Origin of the sequence: Rathayibacter sp. PhB186, assembly GCF_003751825.1 — a bacterium.
In the GTDB taxonomy this organism is placed as follows: domain Bacteria; phylum Actinomycetota; class Actinomycetes; order Actinomycetales; family Microbacteriaceae; genus Rathayibacter; species Rathayibacter festucae.
This window is the reverse complement of sequence record NZ_RJKO01000006.1, coordinates 141,247-155,701: the sequence shown is the minus strand read 5'-3', so window position 1 is coordinate 155,701 and position 14,455 is coordinate 141,247. Positions and strand designations below refer to the sequence as shown.

Below are 14,455 nucleotides of genomic sequence, written 5' to 3'. Positions count from 1 at the left end.
CGCAGGGCCGCCGGACTAGTGGCCGTGGCCGTGGGAATCGTGCGAGCCGGCACCGGTCTTGTGCGAGTGGCGGTTGGCGACGTCGCGGTAGCTCCACGTGACGAAGCCGAGCGCGGTGAAGGCGACGACGGCGATCAGCCCGTAGACGATGGTCGGCATCGGCAGCTCGGTGTGCGCTGCTTCAGCGAGGACGGTCGTCACGAGGGACATGCGGTGCTCCTTGGAATCGGGATCGCCCACTCAGGGCGTCGTCGAGTCTACCCGGACACCGCCGCGAGCCGGGTGCGGCGCTAGGAGCGGACCTGACCGGACCCGCGCAGCAGCCACTTCGTGCTCGTCAGCTCGGGCAGTCCCATCGGGCCGCGGGCGTGCAGCTTCTGCGTCGAGATGCCGACCTCGGCGCCGAAGCCGAACTCGCCGCCGTCGGTGAAGCGGGTGGACGCGTTCACCATCACCACCGCGGAGTCGACCTCGGCGAGGAAGCGCTCGGCGCTGCGCAGGTCGTTCGTGACGATCGACTCGGTGTGGTGGGTGGAGTAGCGGGCGATGTGGTCCATCGCCGCGTCGAGATCGTCGACGACGGCGACCGCGATGTCGAGCGAGTAGTACTCGGCCGTCCAGTCCTCCTCGGTGGCGGGCACCGCATCGGCGACGATCGCGCGGACCCGCTCGTCGCCGTGCACGGTCACTCCGGCGGCGGCGAGGCGGCCGAGGACGGGCGGCAGGAGGCGCTCGGCGGCGTCGCGGTGCACGAGCAGTGTCTCGAGCGCGTTGCAGGTGCTCGGGCGCTGGGTCTTGGCGTTGTGCACGATGTCGACGGCCCACTGCTCGTCCGCGCTCGCGTCGAGGAAGACGTGCACCACTCCGGCGCCCGTCTCGATCACCGGCACGGTCGACTCGGTCACGACCGACTCGATCAGACCGGCGCTGCCGCGGGGCACGAGCACGTCGACGTAGCCGCGGGCGCGCATCAGAGCCTTGGCGCCCTCGCGGCCGAAGTCGTCGACCGTCTGGATCAGCTCGGCGGGCAGGCCGACGGAGGCGACCGCCTCCTGCAGCAGCTCGACGAGGACGCGGTTGGTGTTCTCGGCCGCGCTGCCGCCGCGGAGGATCACGGCGTTGCCGCTCTTGAGCGCGAGGGCGGCGATGTCGATCGTGACGTTGGGACGCGCCTCGTAGATGGCGCCGACGACGCCGAAGGGCACGCGCACCTGGGTGAGCGAGGCGCCGTTGGGCAGGTTCGAGCCTCGGACCGTCTGGCCGACCGGGTCGACGAGACCGGCGACCGCGACTACGGCGTCCGCGAGCGAGCCGAGGCGCGCCTCGTCGAGACGGAGGCGGTCCTGCAGCCCGGCGCTCATGCCGTTCTCCCGGCCGTTCGCGAGGTCGAGCCCGTTCGCCGGGACGACCCGCTCGACGGATCCGCGGACGGCGTCGGCGATCGCGAGCAGGGCGCGGTTCTTGAGGTCGGTCGTCGCGCTGCGCAGGGACCGCGAGGCCGTGCGGGAGGCGGCGAACCGCTCGGTCAGGACGGAGCTGTCGAGGGTCGTCTGCGGCATCCGGCCAGTGTATTCGCCGACGGCCCCTCGCCGAGGGCGGTGCCGAGGAGTCAGACCTCCTCGGCGTCGCCCACCAGGTCGTCCTCGTCGGAGACGCGCCAGACGCCGCCCTGGCGCTCGCGGTCGAGCTCGGCGCGGGCGGCCGCCTTGGCGTCCATCCGCTCGAGGTAGTTGTCGCGACGCTCGGCGCGGGTCTTGCGGTTGTTCTCCTCGAGGCGGAGGTCGGTGCCGCGCGGGGCGGTGATCAGCTCCGCCGTCGAGGTGAGCGTGGGCTCCCAGTCGAAGACGACGCCGTCGCCCGGGCCGATGACGACGGTCGAGCCGGCGACGGCCCCGGCCGAGAAGAGGCCGTTCTCGACGCCGAGCTTCGCGAGCCGGTCGGCGAGGAAGCCGACGGCCTCGTCGTTCGTGAAGTCGGTCTGCGCGACCCAGCGCTGCGGCTTGGTGCCGAGCACGCGGTAGACGTTGCCGTAGGAGCCGCCCTCGACGCGGATCTCGTAGTCCTTCTCGTCGACGGCGCGCGGGCGGATGGTGATCCGCTCGACCTTGGGCTCGGCCGCGAGGGCGAGACGGTGCTGCTCGACGATCTCGCCGAGGGCGAAGGTCAGCTGGCGCAGTCCCGAGTGGGAGACGGTCGAGATCTCGAAGACGCGGTAGCCGCGGGCCTCGAGGTCGGCGCGGACAAAGTCGGCGAGCTCCTGGGCCTCCGGCACGTCGACCTTGTTCAAAGCGATCAGCTGCGGGCGCTCGAGGAGCGGCACCTGGCCGTCGCCGACCGGGTACGCGGCCAGCTCGCCGAGGATGATGTCGAGGTCGGTCAGCGGGTCGCGGCCCGGCTCGAGCGTGGCGCAGTCGAGCACGTGCACGAGAGCGGTGCAGCGCTCGACGTGGCGGAGGAACTCCAGGCCCAGGCCCTTGCCCTCGCTCGCGCCCTCGATCAGGCCGGGGACGTCGGCGACGGTGTAGCGCGACTCCCCCGCCTGGACGACGCCGAGGTTGGGCGCGAGGGTGGTGAACGGGTAGTCCGCGATCTTCGGCTTCGCCGCCGAGATGGCCGCGACGAGGCTGGACTTGCCGGCCGAGGGGAAGCCCACGAGCGCGACGTCGGCGACGGTTTTCAGCTCGAGGACGACGTCGCCCTCCCAGCCGGGAGTGCCGAGCAGCGCGAAGCCGGGGGCCTTGCGCTTGGTGGTGGCGAGCGAGGCGTTGCCGAGGCCGCCCTGGCCGCCGGGGGCGATGACGAAGCGCAAGCCCGGCTCGTCCATGTCGAGCAGCTCCTCGCCCGTGGGCGACTTGACGACGGTCCCGACCGGGACCATCAGCTCGAGGAGGTCGCCGTTGCCGCCGGCGCGGTGGTCGCCCATCCCGGGGCCGCCGTTGGCCGAGGAGCGGTGCGGGTGCCGGTGGAAGGCGAGCAGCGTGGTGGTCTGCGCATCGGCGACGAGGACGATGTCGCCGCCGTGACCGCCGTTGCCGCCGTCTGGGCCGGCCAGCGGCTTGAACTTCTCGCGGCGGACGGAGACGCAGCCGTTGCCGCCGTGCCCGGCGCGCAGGTGCAGCGTGACGTTGTCGACGAAGGTGACCATGGTGTGTTCCGTCCGATGGGGAGGTGGGAGCGTCGGAGTGTCCGACGCCGGGTGCCGAGGTGCGCGGCGCTCACGAGCACGGGGCTCGCGGTGAGGGTGCCGCAGCAACGCGCAAGGGGCGAGCCGAAGCCCGCCCCTTGCGTCCTGTGCCTGCTCGGCCGAGGAGAGCTGCCTAAGCGGCGGCCACCACGATGTTGACGACCTTGCGGCCGCCCTTCTGGCCGAACTCGACCGCACCGGCCGAGAGGGCGAACAGGGTGTCGTCGCCGCCACGACCGACGTTGACGCCGGGGTGGAAGTGGGTGCCGCGCTGGCGGACGATGATCTCGCCCGCGCTGACGACCTGACCGCCGAAGCGCTTCACGCCGAGACGCTGCGCGTTCGAGTCGCGACCGTTGCGGGTGGAGCTTGCGCCCTTCTTGTGTGCCATTTCTCATCTCCTCGAGACCGGGGGGCCGCAGCCCCGTGCTGATGCTCTGCGGAGCGATGGCTCCCGCCGCAGATCAGCGAAGTGTGGGTGTTACTTGATGCCCGTGACCTTGACGCGCGTGAGGTCCTGACGGTGCCCCTGGCGCTTCTTGTACCCGGTCTTGTTCTTGAACTTCTGGATGATGATCTTCGGACCGCGGAGCTCCTCGAGCACCTCGGCCGTGACCGACACCTTCTCGAGCGCCGCGGCGTCCGAGGTGATGGAGTCCCCGTCGACGAGGAGCACGGCAGCCAGCTGCACGGTGCCGTTCTCGTCGGCCTTGATGCGGTCCATCGTCACGATGGTGCCGACCTCGACCTTCTCCTGCCGGCCACCGGCGCGCACAACTGCGTAAACCACTTCTCGTACCTGTTTTCTCATCTGGACGGCGCGTGAGCGCTGTCCGGGGCTTGTAAGGACGGGGTCGTACCCCGGTCTTCCCGGTCGTACCCGTCTCTCGTACGGGACGAGGGGACCGGCACCGCGGCTCGCATCCCGTGAGGGACCGAGCGGCAACGGAAATCTGCGTGAGCACATGGATCGCGCCACACCAACGGTCAAGAGTACGGGATCCGTGCTCCCCGGTCAAACGCGCACCGCCCCGGAGGGGGTGCCGCCCGACCAACGACCCCGTCACGATAGTGCAGGCCGTGCCGCGGATCGGGCAGGCGCGCCGCCTACGATCGACGGATGGCGATCCTCCTCGACGCGGCGCGCTGGCCCGCCCACGACACGCTCTGGGCCCACCTCGTCAGCGACTCCTCCCTGGAGGAGCTGCACGCCTTCGCGCGCCTCGTCGGGCTGCCGGAGCGCGGCTTCGACCTCGATCACTACGACGTGCCCGCCGCGCGTCGCGAGGAGCTGCTCGCGGCGGGCGCCGTGCCCGTGGGCAGCCGGGAGCTGGTCGAGCGGCTCCGCGACAGCGGCCTGCGCGTGAAGGGCCGGGACCGGGACGCGGAGAGGGCCCGGCGCCGGCTCTCGCCGGGCACCGGGCCCCACTGATCGTCGCTGGTCGCGCTACTGCGCGCGGCGCGGCGTCTGCTCGGGCACGACCGCGATCCCGGTGAGCGCCGCCGTGGTGACCCGACGGCTCTTGGCGCGGCCCTGGCCGGGCTGCTTGGGTGCGGGCAGCGCGTCCAGGACGGAGTCGAGCAGGTGCTCGGCGACCGCGCTGGGCACCCGGCGCTCGGTCACGACCGGAGCGGGCGGGATCGGGATGTCGAGGATCGGGACCACCGGGGCCTGGGCCGCAGGAGCCTCGGCCGCGACGGGCTGAGCCGCGGGCTCCTGCGCTGCGGGCTCCTGGGCCGTCTCGCGGGCGGCGGGAGCGGACTCCTGCTGCTCGCCGGACTCCGGCGTCTCCTGGCGCGGCTCGCGGTCGCGGCCCCGGCGACGGCGCTCGCCCCGGGCGGGACGCTCGCGGCGGCCGGACGACTCGCCCTGACGCTCCGCGGACTGCTCGCCCGACTGCTCGGCGGACGGATCGGCCGGCCGCTCGGCCGGCTGCGTCTCCGCGGTGGTCGTGGCCTCGTCGACGAGGGCGACGGCCTCCTCCGCGGCGTGCCGGACGGCGGCCGGGTGGATCGTGCTCGCGGCGATCTGCGCGAGCGCGTTCTTGGCGTCGTCGGTGATGGCGTGGGTGCTGACCGGCTTGGAGCCGTTCTGCGCGCCGGCGCCGTTCTGGGCGCTGTAGCCGTTCTGACCGGCCGAGCCGCTGCGGCCGTTCGAGGGCTGCTCGCCGGCGGGCTTGCCGCCGCGGCGACGCTCCTGCTGCGGAGCGGCGGTCGATCGGTGCTTGACCACCGGGTCGTGCTGGACGATGACGCCGCGGCCCGCGCAGACCTCGCAGTTCTCGCTGAAGGTCTCCAGGAGGCCGAGGCCGAGCTTCTTGCGGGTCATCTGCACGAGGCCGAGCGAGGTGACCTCGGCGACCTGGTGCTTCGTCCGGTCGCGGCTCAGGCACTCGACCAGGCGCCGGAGCACGAGATCGCGGTTGGACTCGAGCACCATGTCGATGAAGTCGACGACGATGATGCCGCCGATGTCCCGCAGCCGGAGCTGGCGGACGATCTCCTCCGCTGCCTCGAGGTTGTTCTTGGTGACCGTCTCCTCGAGATTGCCGCCGGAGCCGACGAACTTGCCGGTGTTCACGTCGACGACCGTCATGGCCTCGGTGCGGTCGATCACGAGCGAGCCGCCGCTGGGCAGCCAGACCTTGCGCTCGAGGGCCTTCTCGATCTGCTCGGTGATGCGGAACTCGTCGAACGCGTCCTGCTCGCCCGAGTAGACCTGCACCCGCTCGAGCAGGTCGGGAGCGACCTGGCTGAGGTAGAGCTCGATGGTCTCGCGGGCGTCGTCGCCGGCGATCACCATCTTCTCGAAGTCCTCGTTGAAGACGTCGCGGACGATCTTGATCAGCAGGTCGGGCTCGCTGTGCAGCAGCGCCGGCGCCTGGCCGGTCGCGGCCTTGGTGCTGAGCGCGGTCCACTGGGCGGTGAGGCGCTCGACGTCGACCGTGAGCTGCTCCTCCGTGGCGCCCTCGGCGGCCGTGCGGACGATGACGCCCACGTTCTCGGGGAGGACCTCCTTGAGGATCTTCTTGAGGCGCGCGCGCTCGGTGTCCGGGAGCTTGCGCGAGATGCCGTTCATCGAGCCGTTGGGCACGTAGACGAGGTAGCGGCCCGGGAGCGAGATCTGGCTGGTGAGGCGGGCGCCCTTGTGGCCGACCGGGTCCTTGGTGACCTGGACGAGCACGCGGTCGCCGGGCTTGAGCGCGAGCTCGATGCGGCGGGGGCCGCCGGCGTTGTTCGCGGCGTCCCAGTCGACTTCGCCGGAGTAGAGCACGGCGTTGCGGCCGCGCCCGATGTCGACGAAGGCCGCCTCCATGCTGGGCAGGACGTTCTGCACGCGGCCGAGGTAGACGTTGCCGATCAGCGACGCCTCCTGCGAGCGGGCGACGTAGTGCTCGGCGAGGACGCCGTCCTCGAGCACGCCGATGCGGATGCTGTCCTCCTTCGAGCGGACGACCATGACGCGGTCGACGGCCTCCCGGCGGGCGAGGAACTCGGACTCGGTGACGACCGTGCGGCGGCGGCCGGCGTCGCGGCCGTCGCGGCGGCGCTGCTTCTTGGCCTCGAGGCGGGTCGAGCCCTTGATGCGCTGCGGCTCGGTGATGAGCTCCGGCTCGCGCGCCTCGCGGGGCTCGCGCTGCTCGCGCGGCTGACGGACCCGGACGACGGTGTTCTCGGGGTCGTCGGAACCGCCGCGGTCGCTCTCGCCGCTGCGGCGGCGCGAGCGGCGGCGGACGGAGCCCTGCTCCTCCTCCGGCTCGTCGCGCTCCTCGCGGACGCCGAGCGGCGCGCCGCGGGGCGGGAGCGGGGTCAGCTGGACGTAGTCCGGCAGGATCGGCGCCTGGAAGAGCAGCGACGTGCTCGGCAGCGGCGGGCGGCGGGGAGCGGACTCCTCCGTCGCGGCCTGCTCGGCGTCGGCCGGCGACTCCGGGCCGGCGGTGAAGAAGGCGGCGCCGGTCGAGGCCGGCCCTTCCGTCTCGCCGGACTCGGCGCTCGCGTCCGGCGCGGTGGTCTGCTCGGTGTCCTGGGCTGCCGTGTCCGGGGCGGCGGTGTCCGACCCGTTCTGCTCGGCGTCGTTCGTGTCGATGATCGTTTCCCCTGTCGCTGATGCGCTCGATCCGGCCCGTCGGTTCGTCCGACGGCCACCGAAGAGGCGACTGATCTTCCTGGCCCCGCTGCGGGGCTCGTCGCGGTCCGGTTCGGATCCGCCCGTGCTGTTGTCTTCCACCATTCCTGGTGCACTCCTCGGCCGGGTCGTGCGCCGCGCCGTCGACCCGGATGCTGTTCTCGAGCGACGGGCCTCGGCCCGCCGCGAATCCTTCCGCTCCCCCGGTCCCGTCGCTCACGTGGCGCAGGACTCCGGTTGCAGCTTCTCCTCGGAACTGACTATCCGACACGTGGAGATGCGTCGCGCTCATTCGCGGAACGCTGTCGATCTCCTGTGGCCCGGTGCTCGCCCGGTAAACCTTCTTCGCGTCGGTGCGGGATCTTCCGGGCCGACGGCTCCGATTATCGCACGCATTCCCAGAGCCGCCGATTCGCCGCGTGCCATAATCCCCCGGTGTCCAGCGATCCCGAGGTGCCGAGCGCCCCCACCCAGCAGCGTCCGGTCCTCTTCGCGGTGCTCCTGATCGTGCTCGGCGTGATCGGCTGGATCGCCGCGTTCACGCTGACCCTCGACAAGTTCACGTCGCTCAGCGGATCGTCGGAGGCCCTCGGCTGCGACTTCAGCCTGCTCGTGCAGTGCAGCGCCAACCTGAAGTCGGCGCAGGGCGCGATCTTCGGCTTCCCGAACCCGCTGATCGGTGTCGCGGCGTGGATCGCGCCGATCGTCGTCGGCGCCGGGCTGCTGGCGGGGGCGCGCTTCGACCGCTGGTTCTGGGCGCTGTTCAACCTCGGCTTCGTCTTCGCGCTCGCCTTCGTCGGCTGGCTGATCGCGACGAGCATCTTCGCCCTCGGGACGCTCTGCCCCTGGTGCATGCTCACCTGGGCCGTCGTCATCCCCGGCTTCTGGCTGGTGACCCTCCGCAACCTCCGCGAGGGCGTGTTCCCGGTCCCCGCCGCGGTCCGCCGCTTCGCCGGCGCCGCGTACGGCTGGGTGCCGTTCATCACGATCGTCTGCTACCTGGCGATCGCCGTGATGGCCCAGGTGCGACTCGACGTGCTGTCCTACCTCTGACGCTGCCGGGCTGACGCCCGACGCCGCCCCCGGGAGGCGGAGGATCTCGACACGCCCGCTCCGCGGGCTGCTCGATCAGCATGATTGCCGGCCATCGCGCTGCCTTCAGCATGCGCGGGGCGCCCGAAGCCGGACGCGGCGCGCCACATGCTGGTCGAGTAGCCGCGCAGCGGCGCATCGAGACCCACCGTCGTCCGGACGGGAGTCTGCAGACCAGCCTGCTGACATCGGTGGATCTCGATACGCCCGCTGCGCGGGCTACTCGATCAGCATGTGCGCTCCCGTCCCCACCTCAGAGGACCAGCCCGCTCGGGCAGCTCTCGCCGAAGGACCTGAGCACGCGGGCGACCGCCTCGGAGGCGCATCCGGGAAAGCGCGTGTCAGCGCTTTCCCGTCGCCGAAGGCAAGACGCTCTGCGGAACGCGCCCGCCTACGAGAGCCGACCGCGGTTTCGCGGATTACCGCGAAACACCGCGGAGCGCGAGCTCGCGCGGCGGTTCGCTACGCGAACCAGAGCGCGAGCTCGCGCTCCGCGGATTCGACACCGTCGGAGCCGTGCACCAGGTTCTGCTGGACCTTGAGGCCCCAGTCGCGGCCGAGGTCGCCGCGGATGGTGCCGGGGGCGGCGGTGGTGGGGTCGGTCGTGCCGGCGAGGGAGCGGAAGCCCTCGATGACGCGGTCACCGGCGATGCGGAGGGCGACGATGGGGCCGCTCTCCATGAACTCGACGAGGGGCTCGTAGAACGGCTTGCCCTCGTGCTCGGCGTAGTGGGCGGCGAGCAGCTCGCGGTCGGCCTCGACGAGCTTGATGTCGACGAGGGAGTAGCCCTTCGCCTCGATGCGGCGGAGGATCTCGCCGGTGAGGTTGCGGGCGACTCCGTCGGGCTTGACGAGGACGAGGGTCTCCTGGATGGCCATGGTTCAGCGGTCTCCTTCGGTGGGGGTGGGGTCGGTGGGCCCGTCCGCCGCGCGGCGGTCCTGGGTGTCGAGCTTGGTGCCGGTGACCATGCAGTAGGTCCACAGGGCGACGAACGCCGCGCCAATGACGAACATGATCGGCACCAGGGCACCGGTGGCCACGATAACGAACTGGAGGACCCAGCCGATCCGGAAGCCGGCCGGCCGGTTCAGCAGGCCGAGGGTCGCGACGAGGGCGAGGCAGACGACCGCTCCCCCGACCAGGACGATCACCGGATCGGCGGCCTTCAGCCCGAAGGCGACGAGTGTCGCGAGGAAGACGATGACGGCCTCGAAGCCGAGGACGATCGAGCCGAGGCTCTCGCGGACGGTCCGGGTGCGGCGGGGCCGGCCGGCCCTCACGCGCCCAGCCAGTTCTCGTCGCGCGCGACCGTCATCGTCCGTCCGACGAGGGTGATCGATCCGGTCACGAGCAGGGCGCCCTTGTCCGTGCGGGCGGCGAGGAGGCGGCCCGCGGTGAGCGCGCCGTCCGGATCCTCCGCGACGCGGACCGACTCCGCGGGGAACACGGTGCGCGCGAGGGCGGCGAGCTCCTCGGCCGGGACTCCGCGCTCGCTCGGGGCGGTCGTGACGATGAGCTCGTCGACGACCGGCAGGAGCGCGCGCAGGATGCCCTCCGCGTCCTTCTCGGCGAGGACGCCGAGGACCGCGGTGACGCGGTCGAAGTCGAAGTAGCGCTCGATCGCGGAGGCGAGGGAGGCCGCGCCGTGCGGATTGTGCGCCGCATCGACGACCGTGCGCGGCGACTGGCCGACGATCTGGAGGCGGCCCGGCGAGGTCGCGGCGGCGAAGCCCTCCTCGAGGACGTTCCCGGTCAGCTCCTGCGTGCCGCCGCCGAGGAACGTCTCGACCGCGGCGATCGCGACCGCCGCGTTCTCGGCCTGGTGGTCGCCGAAGAACGGCAGCAGCAGCTGCTCGTAGCGGGTGACGAGACCGCGGACGGAGACGAGCTGGCCGCCCACGGCGACCGTGGTCGACTCGACGTCGAAGTCGGCGCCCTCGAACACGATCGTCGACTCGGTCAGCTCGGCCGCCTGCCGCAGTACCGCCTCCGCCTCCGGGGTCTGCTTCGCCGACACCACGGCGGCCGCGGGCTTCACGATGCCGGACTTGGTGCGGGCGATCTCCTCGATCGTCGCTCCGAGCTGCCGGGTGTGGTCGAGCGCGATCGGCGTGAAGACCGCGACCTGCGCGTCCGCGACGTTCGTCGAGTCCCACTCGCCGCCCATGCCGACCTCGATCACCGCGACGTCGACCGGAGCGTCCGCGAAGGCCGCGTAAGCCAGCACGGTGAGCGCCTCGAAGAACGAGAGCGTGCTCTCGCCCCGGCCGACGAGCTCGGCGTCGGTCATGGTGAGGTAGGGCTCGACGTCGAGCCAGTTCGTGGCGAGGCTGAGGTCGGAGATCGGCGCGCCGTCGATGACGATCCGCTCGTTGAAGCGCTCGAGGTGCGGGCTGGTGAAGAGGCCGACCCGCAGCCCGTGGGCGCGGAGCAGACTCTCGATCATCCGGCTGGTCGAGGTCTTGCCGTTGGTGCCGGCGACCTGGATGACGGGGTAGGCCTGCTGCGGGTCGCCCATGTAGTCGACGGCCCGCCGCGTCGGTGCGAGCCGCGGGCGGGGGCTCGCCTCGCCGAGCCGCTTCAGCAGGCTCGCGTAGACGGCGTCGGCCGCCTCACGCGCGAGCCGGGCGTCCTCCTCGGAGTAGCGGTCCTTGTCAGACATCGAAGGCCTCCACCTTCTCGACGCGGATGATGGCGGTGCCGGCGGGCCCGAAGGCGATCGCACCCTCGCCGCCCTCCAGCGCAGTGGTGAGCGCGGCGAACCCGAAGCCGGTCGCGAGGGTCTCCTCGGCGATCCAGAGCGCGTGCGGCTCGAGAGCCGCCATGCTCATCTCGTCGAGGACGATCTCGAGCTCGATGCGGTCGCTGACCTCGAAGCCGGCGGCCTTGCGGGCGTCCTGCACGGCGCGGATCAGGTCGCGGGCCAGGCCCTCGGCCTCCAGCTCCGGCGTGGTCGCCGTGTCGAGCAGCACGAAGCCGCCGCGCGGCAGCAGCGCGATCGCGCGGTCGTCGGCTCCCGAGCCGCCGACCTCCAGGGTCAGCTCGTACTCGCCCTCGACCAGCTCGACGCCGCCGGCGGTGACGACGCCGTCGGTCTCGCTCCAGTCGCCGGCCTTCGCGGCCTTGATGACGGTCTGCACGCCCTTGCCGAGGCGGGGGCCCGCGGCGCGCGCGTTGACGGAGAGGCGCGAGGTGACGCCGTAGTCGGCCGCGCTGGACTCGACCAGGGGGACCAGCGACACCTCCTTGACGTTCAGCTCGTCGCGCAGGATCGCCTCGAACGGCGCCAGCTCGGCGGCGTCGTCGACGACGACCGTGAGCCGCGCGAGCGGCAGGCGGACCCGGAGGCCGGCCTGCTTGCGCAGCGACAGCGCGGTGGAGGAGATGCCGCGGACGGCGTCCATCGCGTGCACGAGCGACTCGTCGACAGGGAACTCGGCGGCGTCCGGCCAGTCGGCCAGGTGCACGCTCCGGCCGCCGGTCAGGCCCTGCCAGATCTCCTCGGTCATCAGCGGGAGCAGCGGCGCGGCCACCCGGCAGACGGTCTCGAGCACGGTGAAGAGCGTGTCGAACGCCTCCGTGCCGCGGCCCTCGGCGTCGACGCCCTGCCAGAAGCGGTCGCGCGAGCGGCGGACGTACCAGTTGGTCAGCACGTCGGCGAAGTCGCGGAGCGCGGCCGCCGCGAGGGTCGAGTCGAGCGCCTCGAGGTGGCCGGTGACGGTCTCGATCAGGTCGTGCGTCTTGGCCAGCAGGTAGCGGTCGAGCACGTCCTCGGAGTCGGTGCGGCGGCGGGCGCTGTAGCCCTCGCCCGCCGCGTCGACGGAGGCGTTGGCGTAGAGCGAGAAGAAGTACCAGGTGTTCCAGAGCGGCAGCAGCACCTGGCGCACGCCCTCGCGGATGCCCTCCTCGGTGACGACGAGGTTGCCGCCGCGCAGGACCGGGCTCGACATCAGGAACCAGCGCATGGCGTCGGAGCCGTCGCGGTCGAAGACCTCGGCGACGTCCGGGTAGTTGCGCAGCGACTTGGACATCTTCTGCCCGTCGTTGCCGAGCACGATGCCGTGGCTGACCACGTTGCGGAAGGCCGGCCGGTCGAAGAGCGCGGTCGAGAGCACGTGCAGCGTGTAGAACCAGCCGCGGGTCTGCCCGATGTACTCGACGATGAAGTCGGCGGGGTTGTGCGAGTCGAACCAGTCGGAGTTCTCGAACGGGTAGTGCACCTGCGCGAACGGCATCGAGCCGGAGTCGAACCAGACGTCGAGCACGTCGCTGATGCGGCGCATCGTCGAGCGGCCGGTGGGGTCGTCGGGGTTCGGGCGGGTGAGCTCGTCGATGTACGGACGGTGCAGGTCCTCCGGGCGCACGCCGAAGTCGCGCTCGAGCTCGTCGAGCGAGCCGTAGACGTCGATGCGCGGGTAGTCCGGGTCGTCGCTCTTCCAGACCGGGATCGGCGAGCCGAAGTAGCGGTTGCGGCTGATCGACCAGTCGCGCGCTCCGGAGAGCCACTTGCCGAACTGGCCGTCCTTGACGTTCTCGGGGACCCAGGTGATCTCCTGGTTCAGCTCCTCCATCCGGTCGCGGATCGCGGTGACGCGGACGAACCAGCTCGAGACGGCCTTGTAGATCAGCGGGTTGCGGCAGCGCCAGCAGTGCGGGTAGCTGTGCTCGTAGCTGGCCTGGCGGAGCAGGCGGTGCTGCGCCTTGAGGAGCTGCGTCAGCGGCTTGTTGGCCTCGAAGACCTGCAGGCCGGCGACCTCGCTGATCTGCGGCAGGAAGCGGCCGCCGTCGTCGACGGAGATGATGACGGGGATGCCCGCCGCCTCGCAGACCTTCTGGTCGTCCTCGCCGTAGGCGGGCGCCTGGTGCACGATGCCGGTGCCCTCGCTGGTGGTCACGTAGTCGGCGACGAGGATGCGCCACGCGTTCTGCGTGCCCCACTGCTCGGTGTCGGCGTAGTGGTCCCAGAGGCGGTCGTAGCTGATGCCCTCGAGCTCGCGGCCGCGGTGCGTGCGCGAGACGGCGGCCAGGGCCGACTCCGCGTCCTCGTAGCCGAGGTCCTTCGCGTAGGCGCCGATCTGGTCGATGGCGAGCAGGTACTCGGCCGAGAGCTCGCGCTCCTCCGGCTCGCCCTTGCCGTCGGCGGCGCCGTTCGGGCCGGCCGCCAGCACGGCGTACTCGATGTCGGGGCCGACGGCGAGCGCGGCGTTGGTGGGCAGCGTCCACGGGGTCGTCGTCCAGGCGAGGGCGCGGACGGCGGTGAGGTTCAGCGCCTCGGCGGTCTCGCCGACGAGGGGGAAGGTGACCGTGACCGTCTGGTCCTGGCGCATCTTGTAGACGTCGTCGTCCATCCGCAGCTCGTGGTTCGAGAGCGGCGTCTGGTCGCGCCAGCAGTACGGCAGCACGCGGTGGCCCTCGTAGGCGAGGCCCTTGTCGTAGAGCCGCTTGAAGGCCCAGATCACGGACTCCATGAAGGTGGGGTCGAGGGTCTTGTAGTCGTTGTCGAAGTCGACCCAGCGCGCCTGGCGGGTGACGTAGTCCTGCCACTCCCCCGTGTAGCGCAGCACCGACTCCTTGGCGGCCGCGTTGAAGGCGGCGACGCCCATCTCCTCGATCTGCGACTTGTCGGTGATGCCGAGCTGCCGCTCCGCCTCGAGCTCGGCGGGCAGGCCGTGCGTGTCCCAGCCGAAGCGGCGGTGCACCTGCTTGCCGCGCATCGTCTGGAAGCGGGGGAAGACGTCCTTGGCGTAGCCGGTCAGCAGGTGCCCGTAGTGCGGCAGGCCGTTGGCGAAGGGCGGGCCGTCGTAGAACACCCACTCCTGAGCGCCCTCGCGGGAGCGGATCGACTCCTGGAAGGTGTCGTCGGCCTTCCAGTAGGCGAGGACCTTCTCCTCGATCTGCGGGAACCGCGGCGACGCGGGGACGCCGCGGCCGAAGGCGGAGCCGGTGCTCGCGGGGACGCCGGTGCTCGGGTCGTCTCCGGCGCTCTCGGCATCGCGGGGGGTGGGCGGGGTCAGGGGGTAGGTCACGTGCGGTCTCCTGGCAGTGCTGCTGG

12 protein-coding genes are annotated in these 14,455 nt (G+C 71.7%); 2 read left to right on the top strand and 10 right to left on the bottom strand.

Annotated features, from left to right (window positions below; genetic code table 11):
• Nucleotides 1-15: 15 nt before the first annotated feature.
• The 5 genes from EDF45_RS15580 to rplU all read right to left on the bottom strand — a co-directional run bounded on the left by EDF45_RS15580 (nt 16) and on the right by rplU (nt 3,974).
• Complete coding sequence (locus tag EDF45_RS15580) at nt 16-210, bottom strand: hypothetical protein (protein ID WP_123445826.1); 195 nt, start codon at nt 208-210, stop codon at nt 16-18.
• Between the two features lie 80 nt (nt 211-290).
• Nucleotides 291-1,559, bottom strand: a complete 1,269-nt coding sequence (locus tag EDF45_RS15575) for a glutamate-5-semialdehyde dehydrogenase (RefSeq protein ID WP_123736922.1) — start codon at nt 1,557-1,559, stop codon at nt 291-293.
• A gap of 50 nt (nt 1,560-1,609) precedes the next feature.
• Nucleotides 1,610-3,145, bottom strand: a complete 1,536-nt coding sequence (gene obgE / locus EDF45_RS15570) for a GTPase ObgE (protein WP_123703517.1) — start codon at nt 3,143-3,145, stop codon at nt 1,610-1,612.
• Nucleotides 3,146-3,317: 172 nt separating this feature from the next.
• Nucleotides 3,318-3,575 (bottom strand): 50S ribosomal protein L27, encoded by a 258-nt coding sequence (gene rpmA / locus EDF45_RS15565; protein ID WP_123445823.1) that lies wholly within the window; start codon nt 3,573-3,575, stop codon nt 3,318-3,320.
• 90 nt (nt 3,576-3,665) lie between these two features.
• Nucleotides 3,666-3,974, bottom strand: coding sequence for a 50S ribosomal protein L21 (gene rplU, locus EDF45_RS15560; protein ID WP_123445822.1), 309 nt, complete (start codon nt 3,972-3,974; stop codon nt 3,666-3,668).
• Between the two features lie 330 nt (nt 3,975-4,304).
• Between rplU and EDF45_RS15555 the strand changes: the two genes are divergently transcribed.
• Nucleotides 4,305-4,616 (top strand): DUF4031 domain-containing protein, encoded by a 312-nt coding sequence (locus tag EDF45_RS15555; RefSeq protein WP_123732276.1) that lies wholly within the window; start codon nt 4,305-4,307, stop codon nt 4,614-4,616.
• Between the two features lie 15 nt (nt 4,617-4,631).
• Here the strand turns inward: EDF45_RS15555 and EDF45_RS15550 are convergent, their stop codons facing one another.
• The gene (locus EDF45_RS15550) at nt 4,632-7,415 is read right to left on the bottom strand and encodes an Rne/Rng family ribonuclease (RefSeq protein ID WP_123736921.1); all 2,784 of its coding nucleotides are present in this window, start codon (nt 7,413-7,415) and stop codon (nt 4,632-4,634) included.
• Between the two features lie 330 nt (nt 7,416-7,745).
• On the opposite strand from EDF45_RS15550, the gene EDF45_RS15545 reads away from it, so the two are divergent.
• On the top strand, nt 7,746-8,363 hold the full coding sequence (locus EDF45_RS15545) for a vitamin K epoxide reductase family protein (RefSeq protein WP_243624527.1): 618 nt from the start codon (nt 7,746-7,748) through the stop codon (nt 8,361-8,363).
• Nucleotides 8,364-8,864: 501 nt separating this feature from the next.
• Here the strand turns inward: EDF45_RS15545 and ndk are convergent.
• Genes ndk through ileS form a run of 4 tightly spaced genes read right to left on the bottom strand, consistent with a single transcriptional unit; the run spans nt 8,865 to nt 14,429 of the window.
• The gene (ndk, locus tag EDF45_RS15540; RefSeq protein WP_123736920.1) at nt 8,865-9,281 is read right to left on the bottom strand and encodes a nucleoside-diphosphate kinase; all 417 of its coding nucleotides are present in this window, start codon (nt 9,279-9,281) and stop codon (nt 8,865-8,867) included.
• Between the two features lie 3 nt (nt 9,282-9,284).
• On the bottom strand, nt 9,285-9,683 hold the full coding sequence (locus EDF45_RS15535) for a DUF4233 domain-containing protein (RefSeq protein ID WP_243582029.1): 399 nt from the start codon (nt 9,681-9,683) through the stop codon (nt 9,285-9,287).
• Nucleotides 9,680-11,065 carry a folylpolyglutamate synthase/dihydrofolate synthase family protein gene (locus EDF45_RS15530; RefSeq protein WP_123736919.1) on the bottom strand — a complete coding sequence of 462 codons (1,386 nt, stop codon included), beginning with the start codon at nt 11,063-11,065 and terminating at the stop codon, nt 9,680-9,682. The genes EDF45_RS15535 and EDF45_RS15530 overlap by 4 nt, the downstream gene beginning before the upstream one ends.
• Nucleotides 11,058-14,429, bottom strand: a complete 3,372-nt coding sequence (ileS, locus tag EDF45_RS15525; RefSeq protein WP_397460054.1) for an isoleucine--tRNA ligase — start codon at nt 14,427-14,429, stop codon at nt 11,058-11,060. Before ileS ends, EDF45_RS15530 begins: the two co-directional genes overlap by 8 nt.
• Nucleotides 14,430-14,455 lie beyond the last annotated feature (26 nt).

Excerpts from the sequence above, each read along its gene's own strand:
- EDF45_RS15555 (WP_123732276.1), top strand. The coding sequence starts at position 4,305 with ATGGCGATCCTCCTCGACGCGGCGCGCTGGCCCGCCCACGACACGCTC.
- EDF45_RS15580 (WP_123445826.1), bottom strand. The coding sequence starts at position 210 with ATGTCCCTCGTGACGACCGTCCTCGCTGAAGCAGCGCACACCGAGCTG.
- EDF45_RS15550 (WP_123736921.1), bottom strand. The coding sequence starts at position 7,415 with ATGGTGGAAGACAACAGCACGGGCGGATCCGAACCGGACCGCGACGAG.
- ndk (WP_123736920.1), bottom strand. The coding sequence starts at position 9,281 with ATGGCCATCCAGGAGACCCTCGTCCTCGTCAAGCCCGACGGAGTCGCC.
- obgE (WP_123703517.1), bottom strand. The coding sequence starts at position 3,145 with ATGGTCACCTTCGTCGACAACGTCACGCTGCACCTGCGCGCCGGGCAC.
- EDF45_RS15530 (WP_123736919.1), bottom strand. The coding sequence starts at position 11,065 with ATGTCTGACAAGGACCGCTACTCCGAGGAGGACGCCCGGCTCGCGCGT.
- EDF45_RS15575 (WP_123736922.1), bottom strand. The coding sequence starts at position 1,559 with ATGCCGCAGACGACCCTCGACAGCTCCGTCCTGACCGAGCGGTTCGCC.
- rpmA (WP_123445823.1), bottom strand. The coding sequence starts at position 3,575 with ATGGCACACAAGAAGGGCGCAAGCTCCACCCGCAACGGTCGCGACTCG.